The following is a 24,226-nucleotide window of genomic DNA, read 5'->3' as shown; positions in this document are numbered from 1 at the left end:
CGCATTTGATATCGACTCCCGACATCAAGGGCTCACTGATGACGATTTATGGCTTAATCTGCCATTTCGCCTGGGCCCCCTTCTCAGCCGCGAGTTCCAACCGCACTTCATTCGTTCTTTTCTGCAGATCAATCGCCAGATGGATGACATGATTGCCGGCACCTAACGATTTGCGAACGATCTGCGCTTGGGGGATTGACTCGCCATCGATCCAGATCTCGACCCCTGCAGGATCATTGAGGCTCAAGACCACTTCCCCGGCGGTTGTCACCGTGGCGGTCGTCTTGAGGAACATGACCTGCCGGGCCTTTTCTGCCAAACGATCGCGAGTGCGGAAAGCGGGAAGGTCAGCCAGTGGCAAAGCTCCATTGACCTGACTGTAGGCGGTCTTCCATTCCAGGCCCTGTCCTTGTCGCAAAAGCTCAGTATCCGAGGTGCGATACAGCTTCGTCCACGCGGGATCTGTGGGCACCAGCACTTCCCAGCGCATGGCATACTTTCCGGAAGGTGGTGCATAGGGGCCAATTTTTCCCAGTTGGGAAAGGAAGGTGATCAAGTCGGCCAGTTCTGTTTGAGTCAAACCATCCGCCAGACCAGCCGGCATCAGCGATGTCCCGGCACTCTGCTCTTCAATCTCTTTGACAGGCACGACAACTTCAACATCGTTGGCATCCCGCAGTACGATCTCACTGGCTGATTTTCGAGTGACAATCCCGCTTTGGACGCGACCATCTGCCAATGCCAGAATCACAGTGTTGTAATTCTCCTTGACCTGCTTATTCGGAGTGACCATCGAGTCGAGCAGATAATCGAGCTGGGCACTGGCACCAATACTCACCAGATCGGGCCCCACAGCTCCTCCGGCACCACCAATCGCATGGCACTTCATGCAAGCCAGTTCGGCCCGGCGGAAGACTTGCTCGCCTCGGGCAGCATTCCCTTCGGTCGAGACCTTTTTGAGAATGCTCTCCAACTCCTCCGTTGACCAAACCTTCGGGCCGCTTCCCAAATGGCCAGATTCGCGCAATGCCGCTTGAAGCTGAGGTTCTTCCCGGCCCGAGCCTGTGACTGAACGCAACGCGAGCTTGGCGGTATCTTCGCTGAGCTTCACCGTGACCAGACTTTTGGCCAACAGCACGGCACCACCCTTCTCCCGCAGGAATGTCTGCAGCAGTTCACTGACGACATCAGGTGCTGGCCCTTCGGCCAACCAGAGAGCCGATGCCTGAGACGCGGCTTCGCTGGCTGAGACCATCAGCCCGCGAATCGCTGCCAGCCGCACACCATCGGTCTCATTAACGACAGCAGCATCGGCTACCTTCTCGGACGGCTTCGATAGTTGCTCGAGGAGTGTCTGATTCTCGGTTCCTCCCAATCTTGCGAGTGCCTGCACTGCCGCCACACGCAGGTTAACATCCCGATTTCGGTCACTTGCCAACTGGCGAATTTCGCCCGCTAATTGGGCCTGCTTCCACAACCCGGCCAGTTCCACGGCCACAAGCTGCTCACGCAACTCTTTTGACTGAACGAAAGGAGCGATCTTTTCCAGATTTCCTGCAGGCTGAATATCCCGCGACTTCTTTGCTCCCGCGAGAGCTTCCAAAAGTATGGATCGCTGGGTGGCCTGAGTCGTCTGATCGATTGCGGCATTTAAAACGAGGCTCAACTGAGGAGGGCCACCGAGAGTCCCAATAATCTCCATCGTCGAGGCAATCTCAGCTTCAGGGATCTTTCCAGCCTGCAGCCATTGCACAAGCACCGGAATGAGCTGCACAGCTTTGGTCGCCTTGATGCCATACAACCAGGGTTCAATCGAACTCTTTGCAATACCTGGTGATGTCGCTTGATCTCCGGGAGACCACTTTCCGTGGAGAACAGCCGCATGCCAGACAGGCGCCAGCTCATTGGCCGAAAGCCATACGGCATACTCCAGAAACTCATCCATGGGCTCTGCAGCGACATTCAATACAGCTCGTGCGGCATCGGCTGTTCCTACGGCGGAAAGTGTCCGCACCACTTCCATTCTCACTTGCGAATGCGGGTCTTTCGCCAGTTGCAGCAACTTGACCATCACTGGCGATTCGGAATTCAAATTCTGATGCCAATGGCCCAGCACACGCACTGTCGCTGCACGAAGGCGATAGTCGCTGGAATTCATCAGGAGTTCGCACGTTTTGAAATCCGGGGCTTGATGGGCGACTCTTACCCATAACGATTCCAGCAGCCAATCATTCTTTAGGGGATCCTCGGCAGGCAGGCTGGCTGCATGCTTTTCCAGTGCAGCGATCACTTCGCTCCTGGGCTTTTCCCGCAAGACGAGTTTGGCCTGCTGGCGGGTAAACTGCTCTGGAGCCGTCAGCAATGCCACGAGTTCTGCACTCGACAGGCTTTGCAGAGCAGGCGTTTTCACCAGTGGACGCCCCTTAGCCGTCACGCGCCAGATGCGGCCATGTGTGTGATCTCGACGGGGATCGCGAAAATCAACCTCACCATGCTGAATGATCGGGTTGTACCAGTCGGCAATGTAGATGGCCCCGTCCGGCCCCTGCTTGATATCGATCGGCCGGAAAGCCACGTGATTGGTGCGGACCAGATCGGGCATCGGTTTGGACACATACCCAGTCCCTTCCGGTGTCAGCTTGAACCGACAGACGCGATGGCCGCGAAAATCGTTGGTGATCAAGTCACCCTGCCAGTCATCAGGCAGATGCCGACCATCCACCACTTCCAGTCCACAATGTTTGGGGCTTCCGGGATTCAGGCCATGGAGAATTCGCGGGCTGTTTGCCGCCGTCGGATACGAAGCCCCAGGGACCACAAAGTTAATCCCTTCACCACCCGCACCGTCTGTCGCAAACGACTGCCCGTATCGATCAAAGTGATGTCCCCAGGTATTCACCCATCCCCGTGCAAAGACTTCGAGTTGTCCCGTCGGTGGACGATATTGCCAGATCCCTCCCGCATTCAGCCTTCGCACGCCGAAAGGTGTCTCAATATGGCTGTGAATGTAAATCGACTGATTCATATAGAGCAGCCCATCAAACCCCCAGCGGAAGGTATGCAGAATATGGTGGGTATCCTCTGTTCCAAATCCAGAGAGGATCACTCGGGATTCATCAGCCTTGCCATCCCCATTGGTATCCTTGAAGTGCACCAGTTCGGTGCTGTTCGCCACATAGGCACCGCCATCCCCCGGAATGACCGCTGTGGGAATCAACAGCCCGTCGGCAAAGACCGTTGTCTTGTCGGCCTGGCCATCAGCGTTGGTATCTTCAAGTACGAGAATCTTGTCATTGGCCACTTTGCCAGGTTCGATCTGAGGATAGATTTCTGATGCGGCCGCCCATAATCTTCCCTGAGCATCGAAGTTCATTTGAATGGGCTTGTGGATCAACGGATCTGCAGCGAACAGATTGATCTCAAACCCGTCGGCGACTTCCAGCGATTTGAGTTCTTCAGCCGGATCAGGAACCGGAATGTTCTTCAGATCGCGCTGGGCGAACCCTTCATTACCCCAACTCAAGAGAGCGAACATGGCCAGAAGCAGCAACCGCAGGCTGGGAAACTGATCTCGATGACACGCAGAAGACATAGAAAATCACCCTGTTGACTCAGGAAGTTCGTCACATTGAAGAGCAGGCCGGGAGGACCAGCCAGTCAGGATTAACAAGGGGCTCAATACGGTCTTGACCGGCCCTGTATGCAGTACGCTTAGCCGAAGAAATCAGTTGGTCGCAGGCGATGTGGTTTTTGTCTGATGACTTTTCAGCCAGGCAGCGATTGCTTTTTCGACTTCATCGACCAGTGGATCGAACTGGGCAATCTCAACGGCGTTATTCCCCTGTTCGTGCTTACGAAAGCCGGTCAGGTACGTAATGTTCTGTGGTCGCCAGCGATGAAAAAACAGCGTATTCTTCGCCACGATGGCTTTGCGAAGCTCTTCCTGTTCGGCCTTTGTCAGCTTCAATCCTTTGAGAGCCTGGCCCTCTGCATTCACAAATTGAATCTGATCTGCCAGCCGACGGGCTAATCGACGCTCGCCCTCCGGTTCCAGATGAATCCCGTTCATCGATTCCAGGGGCGGCTCCCCCTTCACTTCGGCAAACAAATCCATCACCGGAGCCTGTTGCTCGGCTGCCAGCTTGTGAATGGCTTCCACATACAATGCCAGGTGACCATTCTGAGAGGAGGGATCGCGGTATTGCCCTTGCGAATGAACAAACGCGAATGGCGTTACAAAAACGATTCTTGCTCCTGTGCTGGATGTGAGATCGTGGGCGAGCTTTTTGTACTGGCTGACGAACTTCTCGAGGCCAGCCGGCCCGGCCCACGACTCATTTGCCCCATAGCTGAGCCAGATCGTGGTGGGTTTCAGTTCTTTCGCCAACTCCAGCATGCGCGAATAACCGGCTGCTGGCGGGTCAAAAATCCCCCGGCTTTCCGCCCAAACGGTGTCTCCACTCCAGCCGAGATTCCTGAGTACAAAGGTCTCACCTCCCAGGCGGCTCTGGAGTTCTGCTTCCATGGCACCTGTTCGCACATCCTGCTCGACCCATGTCGGACCAATCCACACCAGTCGATCCGTGCTGGATAACGTCGCCTGCTGCGATGAAACCGGTGCCTCCGCAGCCACGGCAACACTGGCCTGTGCCAGGAACCCTACCACCAAAAGGAAAGCCAACACTCCTGCAGAAGTGCGCCAAAAACAGATCGGGGCGTTCGGCATGCCAGGTCTCACGGTGGGATCATCGAGGCAGGGAAATCGTTACATCACATCGCCTTAATGTATCCACACTCATTGATGGATTCCAGCTTTCCCCCGCAAAGTTCGAGGCCAGCTCGTCGCTAACAACCTCTCAACAGAGCGTCGGGTACAGCGAATCACACGCAGGGTAATCATGTTTTAGACTCACCCAAAGCTGCGACAGTCAGAAGCAGTGGGGAGAAAAGCAGGCATCCATCGCCGGAGGCATTTGGCGAGACGCAAAAGAGAAAATGGCTAGGGCCGGGATCGAACCGGCGACACCAGGATTTTCAGTCCTGTGCTCTACCAACTGAGCTACCTAGCCATGCAATACCAAACGTCAATTCTGACGCTTGCGTGCTGCGAACATGAGTATAGGGAAGAGGAATGTGCGCTGCAAGTTGACCGAGGAAGATCACTTTACCCGGGAAAAGTGAATCTCGCCAGTTGCGGCATAAGACAGATCTTCACTGTCAAATACCGTGATACTCGAGTTTACGGCCCATGATCCGGAGGGGTGGGGCGGTCATCTTCCAGAATTGGTGGAGAAGCATTTTCCTGATTGCCAGGTGATGAACCATTCGAATGTTCCTGATTCGCAGAACTTTGCTGAGCACCAGGGGGCAACACTGGAGGCGATTTATTGATAAACCAGTATTCCGGAATCCGATGTTGCTGCGGAAGGGGACGACGGTTGAGTCGCTTCAGCCGCCGAGCCCCGACCAGCGTTAACAGAATCAACATCCCACCGGCTATCAGAATTCCAGCCAGCGCTACCAGGCCAGCCCATGCTTTCGCTCGCAACTGCTTTCGTTTGACGTCATCGGCCAATAAACGAGATCGCGACGCCTCACCGTGATCACGAGCCTCCCCGTTGTCATCAGTCTCTCCACCCGCCTGCTTCACGCCAGATTTTTCACCATTCTCTGATGGGAGAAGTGATTCTGCCGGTTCGACGAGTTCTATGGGTTGTTCAGACGTACCCTGGACTGGATTGACGGCCGATTGTTCTGTACCAGGGGCAGCCTGCAGTGGATTTGAACCCCACCAGAGCAGCACAGCGAGCAGCCACCAACCCCGCTGCCCATGATTTTTTCGCGTTGGTGCAACAGGCACATCGACAGGCGCAGGCTCTGGAGATTTCCAGAGACCATCCATATCTCCGTTCATATCCAGATTCCGTCACGGGGAGCAGCCTGTCCGACGAGCTTCAATTTATCGTAAAGTTCTTTCTCTTCAGCAGTTAATGATTTCGGGACGACGATTTTAATCACCACAAACTGGTCGCCAGCCGTCGCCGTTTTCGTCGCTGCCACCCCTTTTCCCCGGACTCGTAAACGCGCACCAGAGGATGTGCCGGGTGGAATCGTCAGAGTAATCATGCCATCGGCCAAAGTGGGGACATCGGCCTTACAACCCAGCGCTGCTTCAGCCGGCGTCAGTGGAAGATCAACCAGAATATCCCGGTTCTCGCGACGGAAGAATTTGTGGGGCGCAACGAACACGTCGAGCAGCACATCGCCTTGATTCTCCGGGCCCATTCCTCCCAGCCGAATCTTCTTGCCGGTCTCGATGCCTGCTGGTACTGAGACCGAGACGTTTTCTCCACCATTCAAATGCGAAAGATGGACATCGATCTTTCCGCCAAGAATGGCTTTTTCAAAGGGAACAGTCACAGACATTTCAATATCGCGCGGTGCTGATCTTCGAGTTCTGCCACCTTCACCACGACCGGCTCTGGCCCCGCCACCAAAACCACCAAAGCCGAAGCCACCGAGCAGTTCTTCCAGATCGACTGCTGACGCACCACCGGCTCCACCTCCGCCAAAAGGTGAACGACCGTAGGGGTTTGCGCCGCCTTCGCCATTAGAGGCTTTGTAGAAATCGTGCCCTAGCTGATCGTACTTGCGACGCTTCTCTTCGTCGCCAATGACGTCGTAAGCTTCCTGGATCTCTTTGAACTTCTGGGCCGCCGCAGCATCCCCCGGACGGGCATCGGGATGATACTCGCGAGCCAGCTTGCGATAGGTCTTGCGAATCTCATCAGCCGTTGCAGTTTTTGTAACACCAAGTGCTGAGTAGTAATCCTGAGCAGGCATGTAGACTTTCCGGGTCCCGAGAAGAACACATTTTTGACAGATTATACGATGATTCGCTTCCGATTGTGGAGTCAGAACTTAAGTTCGCAGATCCGCTGATGACAAATCGGCAGGCTGCGCGATCGCCCTCCTGCGGAACGTGACTTGCTGACATCTCTTGCGGACATGACGTTTGCCACGGAAGGAGCACATTCCAGCGGTACGAGACCCTGGGTCGAAGATCCCTGTTTGATGGCACCCATTTCGAATTGGTGGTCGATGGTCAGCAGGCCATCGTATCGCCCATTGATATTGCCAGTTTGGGATATTGCCCGTTTGACTCGACCGCTGACTGCGGAATATGCCCAGGCTTCAGGGAGCTGTTGTTTTCACAGGACGTCTGCTGAAGGATTCGAACATTTCGAACAACGATTGGAATCGTGCACGAAATATTGAGTCGCATCCGGCAGATTTCCCAAGAATCAACGAGCTGCTGTCCGTTTGTGACGGTTCTTACAAAGAGCGAAAATTGGCAAGAGGAATCCAGTTTGACCTGTGCACGGGGCGACCTATAGTCGTTTTGTACGGTCAACAGAAGTTTCATTAAAGAAACATTGCTGTTGCCCACTTCCACTCGTCACGCTGTCTGAAGAAGGTTTTGCCACGCGGGTAGCGCAAAGCCTTCTCCGATTGCCGACGTTCTTGTTCGATCCTTGAGGGGGGCTTCAAGGTGCATCCACCATTTGGACTGCGCTCAAATTCCGTTTGGACTTATCTCGCACTTCTGGCATTGGGCTGGTCAGTGGCATTCGCCCCGACGGCTCAAGCGACAGAAAGCGAACCCGCCACTGAGAAAGCCGCCATCGAGCGTGCGGCTGATTTCGAAAGAAATCGACAGTGGGTGGACGCCATCGGCCTTTACGAAAAGGCTCTTAAACAATGGCCAGAAAATCCCCAACTCAAATACGGCCTCAGACGAACGCGCATTCAGTTTTCCGTCGATCGTCGCTATGCCGACAAAAGCTATACTGACGGACTGACATCCTCATCACTCGACGAATCGCTCGTCTTCCTCGATGACGCACTGCTCAAAGTTCGCAAATACTATGTTGATACAATCAGCCCCACGGCATTTATCGCCCACGGCACCGAGAGTCTGTACGTCGCTCTGACGAATGAAAAGTTCCTCGCGAAGAATGTCTCCTCCGCTTCGTCTCGTTCCATCGGGGCCTTCCGTGCCACGCTTCGCGATCGCTACTGGAATCGTCCTTGTGGCAGCATGGAAGAAGCACGCATGGTTGTGACCGAAGTTGCACGTTCCGCTTATTCCGAACTGCGAATTGCGCCCGGGGCAATCGTCATGGAATATGTCTTCGGTGGCTGCAATGCCCTTGATGAATACAGCAGCTTTCTGACACCTGGCCGCCTCGATGATCTCTACAGCAATATTGAAGGCGAGTTCGTTGGGATCGGCATTGAAATGAAGGCCGAAGCTGGTAAAGGAATGCTGTTGATCAACGTCCTGAGCGAAAGTCCCGCCGAAGAAGGGGGTGCTGCCCCGGGAGACTACATCGTCGCGATTGATGGGATCAACTGCCTCAATATGAGTACAGAAGAGGCGGCTCAGCATCTTCAGGGAACTCCCGACAGCCGTGTGCGTCTCGATCTGAAAAAACCACGCACTGAACAGATCCGCCAGACCGAATTGCGTCGCCGGGCTGTCAAAGTGAAGAGCATTCCCATTGTGCGGATTGTCGATCCTGCGAACGGGATTGGCTACATCAAGATGACAGGCTTCCAGAAGAACTCAGCCGCTGAACTCGATGCGGCACTGAAAGATCTCCGCAGCCAGGGGATGCAGGCTCTCATCTGGGATTTGCGAGGCAACCCCGGTGGTCTCCTGACGGCGGCTGTTGAAGTTCTCGACCGCTTCCTCGATGACGGTATGATTGTTTCCACCAAAGGTCGCACACAGGATCAAAACTGGAGCTACACCGCCACTCGCGGTAACGATTGGAACGTTCCCCTTGTGATTCTCGTCGATGGCGACAGTGCCAGTGCCAGCGAAATTGTCGCCGGTGCCATCCACGACCATGGCCGCGGTGTGCTGGTCGGTCGCAAAACCTACGGCAAGTGGAGCGTCCAGAGCATTCTTCCAGGCCGATCCTCGACAGGTCTTCGGCTCACAACGGCCAAGTTCTACTCGCCCAATGGCAACACTTACGGCAAAATTGGCGTCGAACCTGATGTTCAAGTGCCAGCCAGTTCAGAACAGTTAACGGCCTATCGCGGCCTGCGAAATGAGAATCCCGAAGATGATCAGGATCTCGCAGCGGGGATGAACTCCCTGCGCAGGCAACTTGCCCGCAGGTAAACAGTCAACATCCCGCTCCTTTCCAAACGGCGAATGCAATCGACGCCCGATCCTCATCAGCAGGATCGGGCGTTTTCTATTTTTCATGATGTTCAATGACCGTGATGAATCGTGATGAAACTGGAGAGCCATCCGTTATGACTTACAGAATTCTCAAGCATGTTCCCCATCAACAGTCAGAGTCAGAATAACCTCGGGCCAAACGAGGACGTTCGTTCCCAACCACCGGGTTCCACACGCACCTCAATTCAATACGCAGGCAACGTTGTGTGTCAATGAGAGCGAATCCAAACAAGCAGGCTTTTTAGAGACACAACTCGCCATTGAATTCAGACATGCGAATTCGCTTCCGCCAATCAGCAAGACGCGATGGGTTTCATCCAGATGCCAGCCGACTCTTGCACAATCTGCTAACGTCTAGAGTTTCTTCTGCCTGGAACGCTCAATCTGCAATTCGAGGATCCCAATCAGAAACGAGCCAAACATGGTCTGTATTCCCAGTACAAGCAGCGTTCCCGCGAGAATCCATAAGGCGGGTTGAGAAACCGTTCCGGAACGAAACCACTCGCTTACGACGGGAATTGTCAGGCCGAGTCCGATTAGGGAAAGGACGCCACCACTGATCAAGCCTCGCTCGACCGAAAAGGTTCTCAACAGCCAATCCATACGCGGACTGGCAAACACCGGATCGACCCGATGAGCCTGCAGGCGGGCAATCAAACCAAGGAAGAAAATCTGTGCTCCGGCAATCGCCATGAAGGCGGCCATGATCAAAAAGTTCGGGCCGAAGATGGTCTCGTAGGTTCCATAACCAGCCAGCAAAGCCACTGGAGCCGCCAACAGTCCCAGAGCAATCATCACCATGGCCGGCAGCAGGAACAGAAACGAAGGCGAGTACATTAGAATCAGCTTGAGATGTCGCCAGCCGTCTCGAAAACTTCGCAAATGAGGTGGTCGGTCTCGCCCATCGGGTGAGAGCACAATTGGTATTTCGCGGATTTTCAGTCGTGCCTTGCTCGCTTTGATGACCATCTCACTGGCAAACTCCATCCCTGGCATATGGCAGCCCAGCGACTGGTAAGCCTCTTTCCGGAAGGCTCTCATCCCACAGTGGCAGTCACCCACTCCGGTACGAAAGAGCAGATTCAAAAATCCGCTCAGCACCGGGTTTCCAAAGTAGCGGTGAAGTGGTGGCATCGCCCCAGGCTTGATTTCACCTTTGAGACGATTCCCCATTACCAGATCGGCCCCGCCGCGAAGTTCCTGGATGTACCGCTCCAGATCTGTGAAATCATAGCTGTCGTCGCAGTCACCCATGATAATGAATTTGCCGCGGGCTTCTTCAAATCCCTTCTGGAGTGCGCTGCCATATCCCTTCTGCGACTGATGCACCACTCGCGCACCAGCCTCAGTTGCCAGTTCAACACTCTTGTCCGTCGATCCATTGTCGGCAATCACCACTTCGCCCATGACACCCAGGCGGCTCATCGTCTGAAGGGCTTTTTCGACACAAACCACGACTGTCCGCTCTTCATTCAGACAGGGCATCACCACGGAAACTTCAATGGCTGGCAAAGCATACTCACCAGAAAAGTCGGCAATCGTCACGCCGTCGTCAATCGTCTCAGGAAGCAACCGGGAAGAAATCATTTCGCGCACCATGATTCGAGAAGCAAAGCGATCATCGAGGTGCTGAGATCTTTCTGTCCTTTCGCGAATCACCGGTGAAGTCACTGTGAATTTCGGTTCACAAAGGACGACTTTTGTCCGTTAGCAGCCAATTCTTCTGAACGATGGACTGTGGGTGCCAATCACAGGACTCCTGGTCAACAGGCTGCCTGCTGATCTCGTCGTATCGAGGAATCTTCAACGGCAAAGCGACTCGAAAAGCTGCTCGTATTTCGAAACTGTCTCGTTCCAATCCCATAGGCTGCGAGCATGATTGGCAATCTGCAGCCGCCGGGAATCATCCAGAGGCGATTGCGCGTCCAAGTGCTTTAGAGCCGCTTTCAAGGATTCGGCTCGAGGATCACAGGTACTGAGTTCGGGAAGGTCGCCAGTGACACCCGATGCGGTTTCCTGTGTGATCAAACATGGCGTACCACTCGCCATCGCCTCCTGCACAACCAGTGGAAAGCCTTCACCAATCGAAGGTAACACGAGCAGATCGGCCAATTGATAAAGCTCGACCAGTCCCTCCGGCTTTTGCCAGGGCAAGACCTTCAGTCGTGGAGGCTTCTCAGAGTCATGCCATTTTTCCGGGCTGAGCGGCCCCTGCCCCACAAAACACCACTGGATCTTCGCAAACTGCTGGCAGACTCTCTGTAACAGCCTGAGCCCCTTCTTTTCGACAAACCTGCCGACAAATAGCCAGACGGGGGCATCGGTCGAGAATCCCCATTTTTTTCGCAGTTCCTCGCGACGGGTCTGCACTGCCGGCGTAAAGATCGTCAGATCGACGCCATTGGGAATCAAAATCGGTTCACGGGAATAAGAAAATCGTCCGTCGAAATGTCGCCTTGTTCGTTCGGAAATGAACACGGTCTGGTCACACAGGCCGAGAGTGGATGGAGCCAGCCTGCGATCAGCCATGGCCATGGCCCATCTCAACAATGGATTACGATAAGGGACAGTCCCCACATGCTGCGTTATCACAACCGGTCGGCCCAACTCTGTGGCCATCGAGAAGGCTTTTCGATTGCCCGAGTACCAGAAGTCGTGAATGTGAATGAGATCCGCCTCGACAACTCCTTGCTTTAACTTTTGCAGGCTCCTGGAATCCCAGACAGGAAAAGGTGCGCCCGTCCATTCCTCGAGATGATTGCTGCCATTCATTTCAAGAGCTGCCACAGGCCCGTCAGGTTTCGGCTGAGTGCGGGAAGGCGCTGTCGCTGCCCACACACATACATGCCCCCGAGCGGCTAACCGCTCTGTGATCTGCTTCGCCACTGACTCAATGCCTCCGCCATGTTCAGCAAAGTAATGAGTGACTGTGAGAATCTTCAAAATGAAACCTCAAACCGATGTGCGTAACCAGGCATGGTCATCAGGTTGCCAATACCAGCCGATCAGGACACTCCACGGGGATGGCTCACGGTGATATAAACACAGGCATGGTTCTGGATCAGCGCCGGCGGAGTGATCCCATCTTCCAGGTTCATACGCACATTCATCAACAAAGCGATCAGAGAAGCCAGCAGATTCCCGACCAGCGGTATTTTCTGACAGACCATCCGGTAGCCCAGTAACCGCACTTGTGTCGTCCACGCTAAAGGGCCTACCAGTCCGTCAATCTTGTCCACAATCAGGCCCCGAGTGCGAAGTTCTTCCGATAATCCATCGACTGTCCATCGTCGGAAGTCAGTCGGATGCGGATGATACAGCCAGGTCCCATGCGTCGATAAAATCAGTCTGCCATCAGGCTTCAGGACTCGCTTGACCTCACTCAAATACCAGTCCAGATCCCAGACATGCTCCAGCACCTGAAAAGATACGACGAAATCGATCGAATGATCTGCGATCGGCAGTGGTTTGCCGGACTCAATCGGAATCTCGGCCCCCTCACCCAGATCTGCAGCCAGGTATTTCGCGATGCCACACGCTTGAAACAAAGTCCGATAGGGGGCATCACCACAACCAAAATCCAACACTGTGGCGTTTTTTAATGGCTGCTGATGTTCTTGAACAATCTTCACCACGGCCTGCGCCAGCGCCTTGAGCACATGCCGCTGATGATTGAACCACGAGGGATGGAGACGACCACTTTGATCAGGATCCACAGTCGTTCCTTCTCCAGACACTGACAAATTGCAGATGATTCGTATTTCTTCCCAGCCAACCTTCATGGACAGGAGCCGGCCAGATCCGGCGCTCTTCCTGAAAGCCCGCTTTTTCCAGAAGACTCCACCATTCCCAGCCCTTCATGTAGCGATATCGGGAAGGAATGCCAAAACGCCGGTTACCCAACTCATCGAGCAGGCAAAGAGTCCAGTAACCCGCACTGGTGGTGTAAGTGTGATCCTTGATGACCAGCCACTCTCGCGTTACCCGCGACAGTTCCTCTAATGACTTCATCGGATCAGGACAATGATGCAGCACATCAACGGCATAACTGAGATCAAATTGACGATCTTCAGCAGGAATCCGAACTCCATTATAGGCGGTGACGGGATGCAAAAGCTGTGGCTGAATCTGCACATCAATCGCCGTCACCTGTGCACACAACCCTCTTTGCAGCAGATGACTGGCGAACCATCCATCCCCTGCACCAAAGTCCAGGGCTTTCACCTGCCGGACGGGCCACGATTCCTCAAATAAAGAAAACACACGTTCGCGGTAATTCGTCGGTCGATGGTCAATCACCGGCGCTGCTTCCATAACGGGCAGAACCCCTTGATTTGCCACATCTTGCGAAGCGATTTGTTCGAGGCTGTCAGTCATTTCAGGCTTCACCAGGGATGGTTTGTCATTCGTCACAGAAGTTCAACATATGGCTTCGCAACCAGAGGCCCTATCCGCTGAGACCTGCATCACCACCAGAGTTCTCCATAGAGATTCTCAGGTTGTTCGTTTGGATCAGTCTCAATCAAACGTCGAAACCTGTGTGAATAAAACATGAAACTTTGAACAATTCGCTCATGAGTCACACCGGCCAACCGTGCAGGTCGACTCTCGACAGGTTAGAACACACGGGCGTTTCCTCCTGACACACTGAAGATCTTCCGAGATGCCCCAGCGACCACCAGCATCTAGCCGATCATCCGTTCTACCGGCCCAGGAACTGGCGAATGGAAGTCAAAACCCCATTCATCAAGCACCTCTTAAGCCCGCTCTATTGCGTTTCTGCAACTCGTGGTGGCTGGCAGTTTTTCTGCTTCTAACAGCCGTGGCAGTCGCCTATGCCAACATTGGTTCCGCAGATTTCGTCTTTGATGGCCGACTTTTTATTCTCTCCTACAAGCCCGTTCGCGCTCTCTGGCCTCCTGAGTACCTCTGGTCATCCACGCGCCCCGTTGTCTTTTTCACCTTTGCCCTCAATTATGCACTCAGTGGAGAACAGATCTGGAGTTATCAGGTTGTCAACCTGTGCATTCATCTCCTCAATACGCTCCTCGTCTATGCTCTCACTCGACTCATCATTGAACGAAGTCCTTATTCCGATCCGCGCATGATCTCCGACAGTTGGTGCATTTCTCTTTGCACGGCAGCTCTCTGGGCACTTCATCCCTTGCAGACACAAGGCGTCACGTACACCTACCAGAGGCTCGAATCACTCACCTCTTTATGGTACCTGGCATCGCTGGTGGGGTTTGTATTGGCCGTCACTTCCCGGAAGAAAATCTTGATTCTGGGAACAATTCTCTGCCTGCTGCTGGGAATGGCCTCGAAGGAACTGATGGCCACGGCACCTCTGCTGATTCTCTGGCTCGACCGCGTCTTCTTTGCAAAGTCGGTTCGTGAAGTCGTACAAACTCGCTGGAAACTCCATCTCTGCATCTGGTCCACACTGATTTTCCTCTTCGGAATCATGTGGGCTCATCGCGAAAACTACGACGATGGAGGAATTGGCGTCATCCAGAAGGGAACCCCGTGGCAATACCTGATCACTCAACCCAGCGTGATTTTCCAATATCTTAAACTCCTGTTCTGGCCCGATGGTCAGGCGTTAGATCCCTGCTGGCCCTGGCGAATGTCACTTTCCGAAGCCTGGCCGGAAGTTTTGCCATTTGCACTCGGGCTCTGCCTGATTGTTTTCTTAATGGTTCGTTTCCCCAGAACTGGCTTTCTTGCGGGAGGATGGCTCCTCGTGCTGGCCCCCACATCCAGCATTGTGCCCATTGCGGATGCCTATTTTGAGCATCGGATGTATTTGCCAATCGCCTTCCTGGCAGCAGGGTTCGTCCTGGCGATTTATCAGCTCGCTCGACTGGCAACTGACAAACTGAAACTGCCTCAGCAGTCACCAGCAGGGATCAGCCTACTTGTCTGCGTGCCGGTGGCTTTGGCACTGGGCTGTGTGACCTATTCACGGAACACGATCTATACCTCGGAAGAAGCCGCCTTTATGGATACGATTCAGAAGTATCCCGATGCGGCCAGGCCGAGATCTTCACTCGTTCGCAATTATCTGGCAGACAACCGTCTCGAAAAAGCGGCCACGCATGCCGCTTATCTTGTCCGAAACTACTCACGCAGTGCCGAATCTTATGCCGACTTCGGACTCGTGCTTCTCGCGATGAAAATTCCCGAAGATGCGGCTGTGATGTTTCGCAAAGCCCACGAACTCGATCCCAAAAATAGTCTGCACCTGCTGAATCTGGGCGACGCACTGGTCGAAGTCAATCCTCAGGAGGCTGTCGTCGCACTCCAGAAATCGGCGGCTCTCAAGCGAGACCATGTCGATACATGGTACAATCTGGGAAGAGCCTATGTCCGTCTGAATGATCTCCCCAAAGCCGAGGCAGCTTTGAGGGAAGGATTAACCATTCCCGGCCCGAACTTCGCCACCCGCGAACTTCTCGCCGATATCCTCCTCGCCACTGGGCGGCGCGAGGAGGCCATCGACATTTTGAACTCACTTCTCAAAGACAAGCCTGAGAGTCGCGAAGTTCTCCAGAAGCTGCAACAGGCAACGACAAGCCCTTGAGCTCATTGAAGTTTGCGATTCTCCCCCAACCACCAGCGATTACTCATCTTCTGGGGGATCGAGCCGAATCATGAGCCAGTTTTCTGTGGTCTCAACTCCAAAATGAGCCAACAGAGGGACTTCATTTTGAGTGAGGTTGTAAAGTCCGGTTTCGATCACGAGGTCATCCGTGGTGCCAATCCGGAAGGCCACTCGTTGCGTCTCAGAATCAACCTGACCCTGCACGGCTGTCGCTTCATCAGTCTCTGCGTTAAAGAGCGTTCCACCGATGATCCCCGTGCGTGTCACAGCCAGTTGAATGCTGAGTGAAGGGCTCTTGTCATCGCGGTTTGTCGAAATGGCAAATGTCCCCAGTGGCATCCATTCCATCGCTGCCGCCTCTTCGTCATTCGCTGGTGCCGGTACTGTTGCCAGAACGGCAGCACTTTCTGCAAACTCAGCCGGTGTCGCCACCACCTGACCATTGATCAACACGGAATCCGAGTTAATCACCACATTTCCACCCGTCCCATAATCAAAGAAGACCGGCTGTGACCACACGACGGCGGGAGGTGGCTGCCTCCAGGTGAACCATGTGGCAAAGGTCGTCCAGACAGGCACTCGCCACCAGAAGCTCGGGCTTTGCCAGACACTCCAGCGATGAAAATGCCAGCCACCCCAGCCATGAGGATGACTCACCCACCAGTTGGGACCATACCAGTTTCTGTGAAAACCGTTGTATCGCCACGATGAACGAACACTGCCTCCCCAACTGTTCCAGTAGTCTCGACGGTTGGGGTGATCATTGAGCCAGTTCCCCATACCGGGTTGACCTGGCAAGGGCCTGATCGCATTCCCCCAGTTGTTTCTGATGACATTGATCTGATTGTTATTGATGTTCACCCAGCTCGGGCGATTGTTGATGTTGATATCGCCTGGACGTCCTGGTCGCGGCCTGTCTTCAGGACGACTCCAGTCTGGCCGTTGACCGTTTCCAATCCCCGGTCGGTCACCAATCCCTGGGCGATCTCCAATCCCAGGTCGGTCACCAATCCCGGGACGTTCTGGTAATGGACGTATCCCCGGGCGATCTCCAATCCCCGGGCGATCACCAATTCCGGGGCGATCTCCGATGCCGGGGCGTTCTGGTAATGGCCGTACAGGAGGTTCCGTGGGTCGGATGGGCCGTTGCATGCCCAGAAAATCACCCAGATCCCCCGGCGTCGGGCGCGTGACCCCACCCACACCCGGGCGGCCTGTTCCACCCCCAATCTCTGGACGAGAAATACCCGGTCGAGAAATGTCTGGACGAGAAATGTCTGGTCGGGAGATCTCCGGACGCCCGGTTCCAGGACGCGTAATGTCAGGTCTGGTGATATCTGGGCGTGTCGTACCGGGCCGATTGATCCCCCCTTCTGGCAAAGCAGGGCGCGTCACTCCGGGACGATTTCCGCCAATGTTTCCGATACCGCCGGGAAGTGTGGTCACCGGATTTGATGTCCCCGGGCGATTGATGGAAGGTCTGTTACCACCAACTTCGGGGCGATTGCCGATCCCGGTCCCTGCGCCTGGACGGTTCTCTGGTAGTGATGGTCGGGTCTGAGGCAATGTCGGGCGTGTCTGTGCTGCACCACCACCGGCTCCAGGTCGAGTCGTGGGCAATGTGGGCATTGTCGGCCTTGTCGTCGGTAAGGTGGGGCGATTTTCTCCCGAAGGTCTGGAAATCCCACCCGATGGCAACGAGTTTGGTCGATTCGCTGGAAGTGAAGGACGTGCTGTCGGCACATTCGGTCTGGCTGCTGGCAGGTTAGGCCTGGCTGCCGGTGCACTGGGTCTAGCCGCTGGTGCACTGGGCCTCGCCGCTGGTGCTGCCGGTCTGGAGGGCATTGAGGGCCGGGCGGCTGCTGCTCCCCCTCCACCGCCGCCAGAGGGTCGCGAGATATTTGGCCGATTGCCACCGCCGCCCCCACCGCCTCGACCACCGATCGCCCAGACGGGCGAGAGCGATGCCAGTGAAAGCGAAACTGCCAAAGTCCATGAAAATTTCTGATACATGATCGCCCCCTGGATGTCGCCCGGCATGTGAAGTGGAGTGCTGGTCTCGATAATCAATGCGTCTCGGTCTCAATACCAATTCTGGCGTTCAATCTCTGAGATGGCTCCATCCCCAGATCAGGTACGCCATCAGCAACTCACCGACCTGGAACATTAGCATTGGGAGCTGATTCAACCTGAGTCATCGACTCGCCGTTAACACGAATCACGCGAATCTCTCCCGTGGATGGAAGTGGCACACCACCCAACTCGCGACCAACGGATTCGACCGTATAGGCATCTGCCGATTCGGGCCTCAAGATCTGCCGCGAAGAGCCGCGTGTTCCGTCAGCCAGTGTCAATGTATTGCGAATCGTCCACTCCCCACTGGCCAGGGTCCAGAGGCCTTCTCCGAAAGCACCATCCGATTCAAAATTCCACGAACGGATCGTTTTCTGCTGAGCGTCCCAGCCGATCACCTGTGTCCCTTCATGGCTGATCTCTTCACCAACTCGCACCTTGTAAGCCCGAATCAGAAAAGCCTGCTGACTTGACCAGCGCACGGTCGTCTCAATGGAAACATCTTGATTGTCGTCGCGCCACTCACCCACCAGCCAGGCCAGGTTCTGCAGCATGGCCTTGCCTTCGACTGTTGCCGATTCTTTGACTGAATCGAGCAACCACTGATTTCCTTCTTTGACCAGCACAGCCTCAAAGCTTGAGACCGTGGCGTCACTCTCCGGGGCAGTGGTGGTCACGATCCCTTCGAACATCAGGACTTCCTTGGTAACAGGTCGCACCGATTGCACGTTCGCGATGATCCGCAGACCCGGGTTATCCTTAAAGAGATTGCCAAATCCTTCTTTGAGTGCTGCATGGCCAGTCACAACCAGCCCATCGGTTTCGTCCTCATAGGTACCCGTCGCACGCCACAAGGCAATCAGGTCATCAATCTTCGCCGCATTGAAGGCCTGGCCATACTTCTCAGAAAAGCTGGTGACAATAGCCAGTGGATCTTCACTCGCTGGTGGTGCAGGCACAGGTGCAGCCACAGGTGTCGGCCCAGATAATGGTGTCGGTGACGGCGCCGCGCCCTGCTGGGCGAATGCCGAAGAAAATGTCCCACCCAGAGTTCCCAGAACACCCAGTAGCATCAGCACAGCTTTCACCCGCAGCATGCGTGTTGCGAGTGTCGATGTGCCAATTTTAGTCCAGCAATCGGCCTGACCGTCACTGACCTGTAACCTTGCAGGCTGAGACCCATTCAAAGTCGATGTTTGAGGAGCAAGCATGATGGAACTCTTAAAGATGAAAGGTGATGGGATCATTCAGACGATTGGAAAACCAACCTGGACATCGTGAGACAGTGGCGGTTGTCGCACCGCACACTTAGATCCATGGTTGACGATCAATGAACCACAGTCAGCTTAGCAAGCCGTTTCAAAGAAAGGAGTGAAGTTTGTGTCAACGCAGCAAATTTACCCAAATCGCTCCCCCTCCACCAAAACCTGACACAGGAAAACAAAAGTCGTCTTCACCAGAAAATTCGAATTGCCTAAATTCACAATAACACGATGAAAATTCTGCAGGAAGCACGACAGCGAAGGGAATCCCGTCATGCGTCTGGCAATATTTGAAAACTCCGCCATTTCAACTCTTGAGCCACTCGTCTGGGTTCGTCCTGTATTCGAGTTGCTGACGGGCCACTTTTCCACACGCGAGCGTTGGCTGAAAGTTTTGCAGCCGGATGAATGGGGGGCGATTCTTCGTCCGCACCTTCTCGAAACGTATTGCGAATCCCATCCCGATGCTTACGTCAATGATGCCCGCTGGCTGGCGGGTGGTCACACACTGTTGCTGAATGGTCAATGGCTCTGCAATCCCACAGAAATCCCGGAGTTCAGCGATGAATCCGTGGGGATTGTCGAAGGAGAAATTGCCTGGATGGTTTGCGATCCCCTCGAATCCACACTGCTTCTCGATCATCACCTCGACGAATCACTCGTCCGGCTGGCTCAATCCCGTAAGCGAGTCGCCTCACCCGGAAAGATCCTGCGAAGACCCTGGGATCTCGTGAGTTTTAATGAGCAGCAGATCTGTGAGGATCATGGCTTCCGACAAGCATCTCACAGCGAACAGAAAGCTCTCCCTAACCAGGCTTTTACCATCGTAGGGCCCGCCCATGCGCTGTGGGCTCATGAATCTGCCAAAGTCGATCCTTTCGTTGTCTTCGACACGACGGGTGGCCCCATTTACATCGACCGCGATGCCGTTATACAGGCGTTTACCCGTATGGAAGGCCCCTGCTATGTTGGACCGGGGACTCAACTTTTCCGTACGAACCTCCGCGCAGGGACGAGCTTTGGTCCCATGTGCCGGGTGGGTGGAGAGATCGAGAATTCGGTCTTTCAAGGCTTCTCGAATAAGTATCACGATGGTTTTCTGGGCCACAGCTATGTTGGCTCGTGGGTGAATCTGGGGGCCATCACGACCAACAGCGACTTGAAAAACGATTACTCGAATGTCTCCGTCCCGATTGGTGGCACATCGATCGCCACGGGTGAGAAAAAGGTGGGCTGCTTTCTTGCCGACCATGTGAAAACGGGTCTGGGGAGCATGTTCAACACGGGAAGTGCCGTGGGCGTGATGAGTATGATTCTCCCGGCGGGCGAACTTCTCCCCAAGCATATCCCTTCGTTTACCCGATTCTGGCACGGAGAGATCGAAGAGCTTTCCAGCATCGAACCGCTGCTCGAGACGGCAGCAATCGCCATGAGCCGTCGTGGCGAAGAGTTTTCAATCGCTCAGGAACGAATGCTCCGCGCCGTCTGGCACGCCACAAAACCCGAGCGTCAGAAAGCATTGGCTCGCCAGTCGTCTCGATCTGTCGAAACTTCCCACCAGAACCATTAAATCAAGCACGCATCGAATGGGGAACTTCAAACTCTGAAGGGTGGCCTCGCCAACTCGTGGCCAGGTTGTCGTGTCGTTTCACGACAACAAGATGCCGCGCCATGCGCGTCACCTGCCACGAAATTTTACATCGCCTTGGGTGGCACGACCCTTGAGGCACAAAAAACAAAACACTGCGAAAGGGCGCGGTCTTTACGCTGTTCCACTTCATGTTTGACTTACAGCAGTGTGGCAGGGGTCGGATGTCATCATCTGCCACCTGGTCAATCGAGTTCACTGGCACCAATGCATACCAAACATACTTTCGCGACTTTCCATCATGTTCGCCATCAACAATCAAAGTCCATGAAACTAGGGGCAAACGAGGACGTTTAACCCCAGCCACCCGGTCAAATCGCGAGCTTCGAATATCTCACTCGTCATGATGAGGATGTATTCATGCACACCACGCATCAGCATCCAACCTAAATCGGCGTCTTGAAGCCCATGGCGCGAATGGCACACCAACCCTTGCGTGCCTCGTAAATTTGAAATGCCCCAGAAATCAACAGGGCAATCCCAGTACAGACCATCGCAATCACTGCCAATCCGGCCAGAGCCACACCCAGGCAGACCAGCCCGCCGATGGTACAAATGATCCCGCCCATCATGCGGAACCGGCGTCCCTTCTGATCGATATTACATTGCATGGAATGTCGTCACTTTCTCTTTATGTTCAGCAGAAACGCAGCAGACCACCAAAATTCTTGATGCGATGTCGTGGGATATCTGCCAAGCTACGAACGATAACAACAGGAATTCACATCGACGCCATTTGCTCTTCGCAGGAGTTTCCCATGATTCACCCCCTTGCCAGCCTCGTGACCTCTCTGGGAATTACTCTCTCCATAATACTGTCGGTCTCATCCATTCTTGCTGAAGATTCATCACTAGCCCCCGCTTCTCCTCAAACATCCCGGCCGAACATCCTCTTCATCATCGCGGATGATCTGAATAACTCTCTGGGTTGCTACGGCCATCCTCTTGCCAAAACGCCAAACATTGATCGACTCGCTCAGCAATCCATACGGTTTGACAAAGCCTACTGTACCTTTCCTCTCTGCGGCCCCAGTCGCAATTCCATTTTGACAGGTCTGTACCCCAACTCGACCGGTATTCTGCAGAATTCGCAGATCTTCCGGCAATCGATCCCTCAGCACTCCAGTCTCCCCGAACAGTTTCGCAAGGCTGGGTATTTCTCAGCCCGAATTGGCAAACTTTATCACTACAACGTTCCGACATCGATTGGAACGGATGGTCATGACGATCCGGCTTCGTGGGAATTGAAAATCAATCCCGCAGGGATTGATCGCCTGCAGGAAGAAAGCAGGATTCACACTCTCACACCCCGGCAATTTGGTGGCACGCTGAGTTGGTACGCATCCCCCGGTCAAGATATCGAGCATACCGATGGCAAGATCGCCACCGAAGCCGAACTCTTACTCAAACGTTTTGCTCAGCACCCGGAGCAGCCGTTCTTTCTGGCAGTCGGTTTTTATCGTCCACACACCCCATTCGTGGCTCCTGCCGAACCCTATTTCGGTTGGTATGATCGACCTCAAATGCCTTTGATTCCAGGTATTGCGGAAGATCAGCTCGATATCCCGAAGCCGGCACTGGCCAGTGCCAAGAAAGAGCAGGATCAACTCACCGATCCCGTCCGGCAGGAAATCCTGCAAGCCTATTTTGCCAGCATCAGCTTCATGGATGCGCAGGTGGGGCGAGTCCTGGCCTCTCTGAAACAGAATGGCCTCGCCAATAACACGATTGTCGTTTTCACCAGTGATCATGGCTATCACCTCGGGGAGCACGGTCTCTGGCAGAAGCAAAGCCTGTTCGAAGAAAGTGCCCGAGTCCCACTAATGATTTCTGCTCCCGGAGTCTCCAGGTCGGGTCAGGTGGTGGCAGAACCTGTCTCACAGGTCGATCTGTATCCGACATTGGTAAAGCTGGCGAACATTCCCGCTCCCGCCAGTCTGCAAGGACAATCGCTCGTTTCCCTGCTGAGCGATCCACAAGCGAAAGGTCGCGGCTGGGCACTGACTCAAGTCATGCGCAATCAAGGAAATCCCAATCGTGCGGGAGCCGCCAAAAAGGGAGCCGCAGCGTCAGTTCCTCTACCACCATCCAACAGCAATCGGTTCTTTGGATACAGTTTGAGAACTGACCAGTACCGCTACACGGAATGGGACGATGGTCAGCGAGGTCGTGAGTTGTACGATCATTTGGTGGACCCCAAAGAATTGACCAATCTTGCCGAGAAACCCGCATACACAGCGAAGGTGAGCGAGCTTTCAGCTCTCATGAAAGAGGCAGTTGGCAAGTCGTTTCGACCGGGTGGAGTCACTCCCGAAGTCTCGGATAAGGACTGGCCACCCGTTCTGGCACCTCTGCGAGATTAGTCCTGCTCCGCCTCGTTAAAGAGGTGTTTGGCAGATCTCAAAGTTTACAGAGAACAGAGAGCATGTGCTCTACATACAGTCCGATCACCACGACTTGGAGCAGTAGTCGATAATCCGCACCAGTTCCTGCTTCAATTGCGGCCGGGAGACGATGCGATCGACAAACCCATGCTTCAGCAGAAACTCGCTCGTCTGAAAATCGTCAGGAAGTTCAATTTTGCAGGTCGCTTTCACCACGCGGGGGCCGGCAAAACCAATCAGGGCCTTGGGCTCTGCAATAGTAATGTCACCGAGCGAAGCAAAACTGGCTGCCACACCACCCATCGTCGGGTTGGTCAGCACGGAGATAAACAATCCCCCTGCTTCGTGATAGCGGGCCAGGGCCGCAGAGACTTTACCCATCTGCATCAAAGAGACAATCCCTTCATGCATACGGGCACCGCCACCAGAGCCAGAAACAATCACCAGTGGCAGCTTTAATTCGGTGGCCTTCTCGACCGCACGTGTCAGCTTTTCGCCGACCACAGATCCCATCGACCCCATGATGAAAGCAGAATCTGTCGTGGCAAAGACCAATGGTCGGCCACGCATATAGCCCCGGCCCACAGTACAGGCATCGCGCATGCCCGTTTTCTTCTGCTCGGCCTTGAGCCGCTCGTGATAGGGTCGTGAATCGACAAACCCGAGCACATCTTTCGGGTTCAACTCGCTGAACCACTCTTCAAAACTGTCTTCATCCAGAAGCTGGGCGATGCGTTCAGCCGTCGGAACATAAAAGTGGTGGTCGCATTCGGGACAAAGGTGGAAATTCTTCTCCACCTGCTTGCGAAAAACGGTCGCCTTACACGATTCACACTGAATCCACAGACCGTCAGGGACGCCCCGCTTAGGTCGCATCTGGCCATTGGAAGTGATTGCGTCCAAGGGTGCGCCGGTGCTCATTGATGATCCTTACCCCAGTCAGCCCTGATAAGTCGATGTTCTCAGGATACTCACTGTTGAATTTCTATGTCCAGA

17 protein-coding genes and 1 tRNA gene are annotated in these 24,226 nt (G+C 54.4%); 5 read left to right on the top strand and 13 right to left on the bottom strand.

All coding sequences use genetic code 11. The annotated features are described in order from the left end of the window. Window positions 1-46: 46 nt before the first annotated feature. The 5 genes from A6X21_RS15470 to A6X21_RS15450 all read right to left on the bottom strand — a co-directional run bounded on the left by A6X21_RS15470 (window position 47) and on the right by A6X21_RS15450 (window position 6,843). Window positions 47-3,592 carry a PVC-type heme-binding CxxCH protein gene (locus A6X21_RS15470; protein WP_068849425.1) on the bottom strand — a complete coding sequence of 1,182 codons (3,546 nt, stop codon included), beginning with the start codon at window positions 3,590-3,592 and terminating at the stop codon, window positions 47-49. Between the two features lie 132 nt (window positions 3,593-3,724). Further along, window positions 3,725-4,726: a GDSL-type esterase/lipase family protein gene (locus A6X21_RS15465; protein WP_068849423.1), complete on the bottom strand. Its 1,002-nt coding sequence runs from the start codon at window positions 4,724-4,726 to the stop codon at window positions 3,725-3,727. A 270-nt stretch (window positions 4,727-4,996) separates the two neighbouring features. Continuing rightward, window positions 4,997-5,069, bottom strand: a tRNA-Phe gene (locus A6X21_RS15460). 170 nt (window positions 5,070-5,239) lie between these two features. Continuing rightward, complete coding sequence (locus A6X21_RS15455; protein WP_068849421.1) at window positions 5,240-5,914, bottom strand: hypothetical protein; 675 nt, start codon at window positions 5,912-5,914, stop codon at window positions 5,240-5,242. Beyond that, on the bottom strand, window positions 5,911-6,843 hold the full coding sequence (locus tag A6X21_RS15450; RefSeq protein WP_068849419.1) for a DnaJ C-terminal domain-containing protein: 933 nt from the start codon (window positions 6,841-6,843) through the stop codon (window positions 5,911-5,913). The genes A6X21_RS15455 and A6X21_RS15450 overlap by 4 nt, the downstream gene beginning before the upstream one ends. Before the next feature lie 709 nt (window positions 6,844-7,552). Between A6X21_RS15450 and A6X21_RS15440 the strand changes: the two genes are divergently transcribed. Beyond that, the gene (locus tag A6X21_RS15440; protein ID WP_068849414.1) at window positions 7,553-9,196 is read left to right on the top strand and encodes a S41 family peptidase; all 1,644 of its coding nucleotides are present in this window, start codon (window positions 7,553-7,555) and stop codon (window positions 9,194-9,196) included. A 417-nt stretch (window positions 9,197-9,613) separates the two neighbouring features. Here the strand turns inward: A6X21_RS15440 and A6X21_RS15435 are convergent, their stop codons facing one another. From A6X21_RS15435 to A6X21_RS15420, 4 genes are all read right to left on the bottom strand, one after another. Then, window positions 9,614-10,846 (bottom strand): glycosyltransferase family 2 protein, encoded by a 1,233-nt coding sequence (locus A6X21_RS15435; RefSeq protein WP_068849574.1) that lies wholly within the window; start codon window positions 10,844-10,846, stop codon window positions 9,614-9,616. Between the two features lie 216 nt (window positions 10,847-11,062). After that, window positions 11,063-12,202, bottom strand: coding sequence for a glycosyltransferase family 4 protein (locus tag A6X21_RS15430; protein WP_068849412.1), 1,140 nt, complete (start codon window positions 12,200-12,202; stop codon window positions 11,063-11,065). Between the two features lie 62 nt (window positions 12,203-12,264). Beyond that, window positions 12,265-12,975, bottom strand: coding sequence for a class I SAM-dependent methyltransferase (locus A6X21_RS15425; protein WP_068849410.1), 711 nt, complete (start codon window positions 12,973-12,975; stop codon window positions 12,265-12,267). After that, window positions 12,965-13,636: a class I SAM-dependent methyltransferase gene (locus A6X21_RS15420; RefSeq protein ID WP_068849408.1), complete on the bottom strand. Its 672-nt coding sequence runs from the start codon at window positions 13,634-13,636 to the stop codon at window positions 12,965-12,967. Before A6X21_RS15420 ends, A6X21_RS15425 begins: the two co-directional genes overlap by 11 nt. A gap of 286 nt (window positions 13,637-13,922) precedes the next feature. Between A6X21_RS15420 and A6X21_RS15415 the strand changes: the two genes are divergently transcribed. Then, window positions 13,923-15,842 (top strand): tetratricopeptide repeat protein, encoded by a 1,920-nt coding sequence (locus tag A6X21_RS15415; RefSeq protein WP_068849406.1) that lies wholly within the window; start codon window positions 13,923-13,925, stop codon window positions 15,840-15,842. A gap of 39 nt (window positions 15,843-15,881) precedes the next feature. Here the strand turns inward: A6X21_RS15415 and A6X21_RS15410 are convergent, their stop codons facing one another. After that, on the bottom strand, window positions 15,882-17,492 hold the full coding sequence (locus A6X21_RS15410; protein WP_068849404.1) for a hypothetical protein: 1,611 nt from the start codon (window positions 17,490-17,492) through the stop codon (window positions 15,882-15,884). Between A6X21_RS15410 and A6X21_RS15405 the strand changes: the two genes are divergently transcribed. Then, window positions 17,476-17,871 carry a hypothetical protein gene (locus A6X21_RS15405; RefSeq protein ID WP_131818366.1) on the top strand — a complete coding sequence of 132 codons (396 nt, stop codon included), beginning with the start codon at window positions 17,476-17,478 and terminating at the stop codon, window positions 17,869-17,871. The genes A6X21_RS15410 and A6X21_RS15405 overlap by 17 nt on opposite strands. A 142-nt stretch (window positions 17,872-18,013) precedes the next feature. Here the strand turns inward: A6X21_RS15405 and A6X21_RS15400 are convergent, their stop codons facing one another. Beyond that, entirely contained in the window at window positions 18,014-19,147 is a 1,134-nt protein-coding gene (locus A6X21_RS15400; protein ID WP_068849399.1) for a ricin-type beta-trefoil lectin domain protein, read from the bottom strand. A 325-nt stretch (window positions 19,148-19,472) separates the two neighbouring features. On the opposite strand from A6X21_RS15400, the gene A6X21_RS15395 reads away from it, so the two are divergent. After that, on the top strand, window positions 19,473-20,768 hold the full coding sequence (locus A6X21_RS15395) for a putative sugar nucleotidyl transferase (protein ID WP_068849397.1): 1,296 nt from the start codon (window positions 19,473-19,475) through the stop codon (window positions 20,766-20,768). 464 nt (window positions 20,769-21,232) lie between these two features. Here A6X21_RS15395 and A6X21_RS15390 read toward each other — a convergent pair whose 3' ends face one another. Further along, complete coding sequence (locus A6X21_RS15390) at window positions 21,233-21,457, bottom strand: hypothetical protein (RefSeq protein ID WP_068849395.1); 225 nt, start codon at window positions 21,455-21,457, stop codon at window positions 21,233-21,235. A 147-nt stretch (window positions 21,458-21,604) separates the two neighbouring features. Between A6X21_RS15390 and A6X21_RS15385 the strand changes: the two genes are divergently transcribed. Beyond that, complete coding sequence (locus tag A6X21_RS15385; protein ID WP_068849393.1) at window positions 21,605-23,209, top strand: sulfatase; 1,605 nt, start codon at window positions 21,605-21,607, stop codon at window positions 23,207-23,209. An 84-nt stretch (window positions 23,210-23,293) separates the two neighbouring features. Here A6X21_RS15385 and accD read toward each other — a convergent pair whose 3' ends face one another. After that, window positions 23,294-24,151 (bottom strand): acetyl-CoA carboxylase, carboxyltransferase subunit beta, encoded by an 858-nt coding sequence (accD, locus tag A6X21_RS15380; RefSeq protein WP_068849391.1) that lies wholly within the window; start codon window positions 24,149-24,151, stop codon window positions 23,294-23,296. Window positions 24,152-24,226: the final 75 nt, after the last annotated feature.

It is taken from the genome of Planctopirus hydrillae, from assembly GCF_001707835.1.
Lineage (GTDB): Bacteria > Planctomycetota > Planctomycetia > Planctomycetales > Planctomycetaceae > Planctopirus > Planctopirus hydrillae.
This window is presented reverse-complemented; position numbering and strand designations above follow the sequence as displayed.

Bases quoted from the DNA above. Each gene is read 5' to 3' on its own strand.
- A6X21_RS15470 (WP_068849425.1), bottom strand. From the start codon at position 3,592: ATGTCTTCTGCGTGTCATCGAGATCAGTTTCCCAGCCTGCGGTTGCTG.
- A6X21_RS15465 (WP_068849423.1), bottom strand. From the start codon at position 4,726: ATGCCGAACGCCCCGATCTGTTTTTGGCGCACTTCTGCAGGAGTGTTG.
- A6X21_RS15455 (WP_068849421.1), bottom strand. From the start codon at position 5,914: ATGAACGGAGATATGGATGGTCTCTGGAAATCTCCAGAGCCTGCGCCT.
- A6X21_RS15450 (WP_068849419.1), bottom strand. From the start codon at position 6,843: ATGCCTGCTCAGGATTACTACTCAGCACTTGGTGTTACAAAAACTGCA.
- A6X21_RS15435 (WP_068849574.1), bottom strand. From the start codon at position 10,846: ATGATTTCTTCCCGGTTGCTTCCTGAGACGATTGACGACGGCGTGACG.
- A6X21_RS15420 (WP_068849408.1), bottom strand. From the start codon at position 13,636: ATGACTGACAGCCTCGAACAAATCGCTTCGCAAGATGTGGCAAATCAA.
- A6X21_RS15415 (WP_068849406.1), top strand. From the start codon at position 13,923: ATGCCCCAGCGACCACCAGCATCTAGCCGATCATCCGTTCTACCGGCC.
- A6X21_RS15410 (WP_068849404.1), bottom strand. From the start codon at position 17,492: ATGCCCACATTGCCCACGACTCGACCTGGAGCCGGTGGTGGTGCAGCA.
- A6X21_RS15400 (WP_068849399.1), bottom strand. From the start codon at position 19,147: ATGCTTGCTCCTCAAACATCGACTTTGAATGGGTCTCAGCCTGCAAGG.
- A6X21_RS15395 (WP_068849397.1), top strand. From the start codon at position 19,473: ATGCGTCTGGCAATATTTGAAAACTCCGCCATTTCAACTCTTGAGCCA.
- A6X21_RS15390 (WP_068849395.1), bottom strand. From the start codon at position 21,457: ATGCAATGTAATATCGATCAGAAGGGACGCCGGTTCCGCATGATGGGC.
- A6X21_RS15385 (WP_068849393.1), top strand. From the start codon at position 21,605: ATGATTCACCCCCTTGCCAGCCTCGTGACCTCTCTGGGAATTACTCTC.
- accD (WP_068849391.1), bottom strand. From the start codon at position 24,151: ATGAGCACCGGCGCACCCTTGGACGCAATCACTTCCAATGGCCAGATG.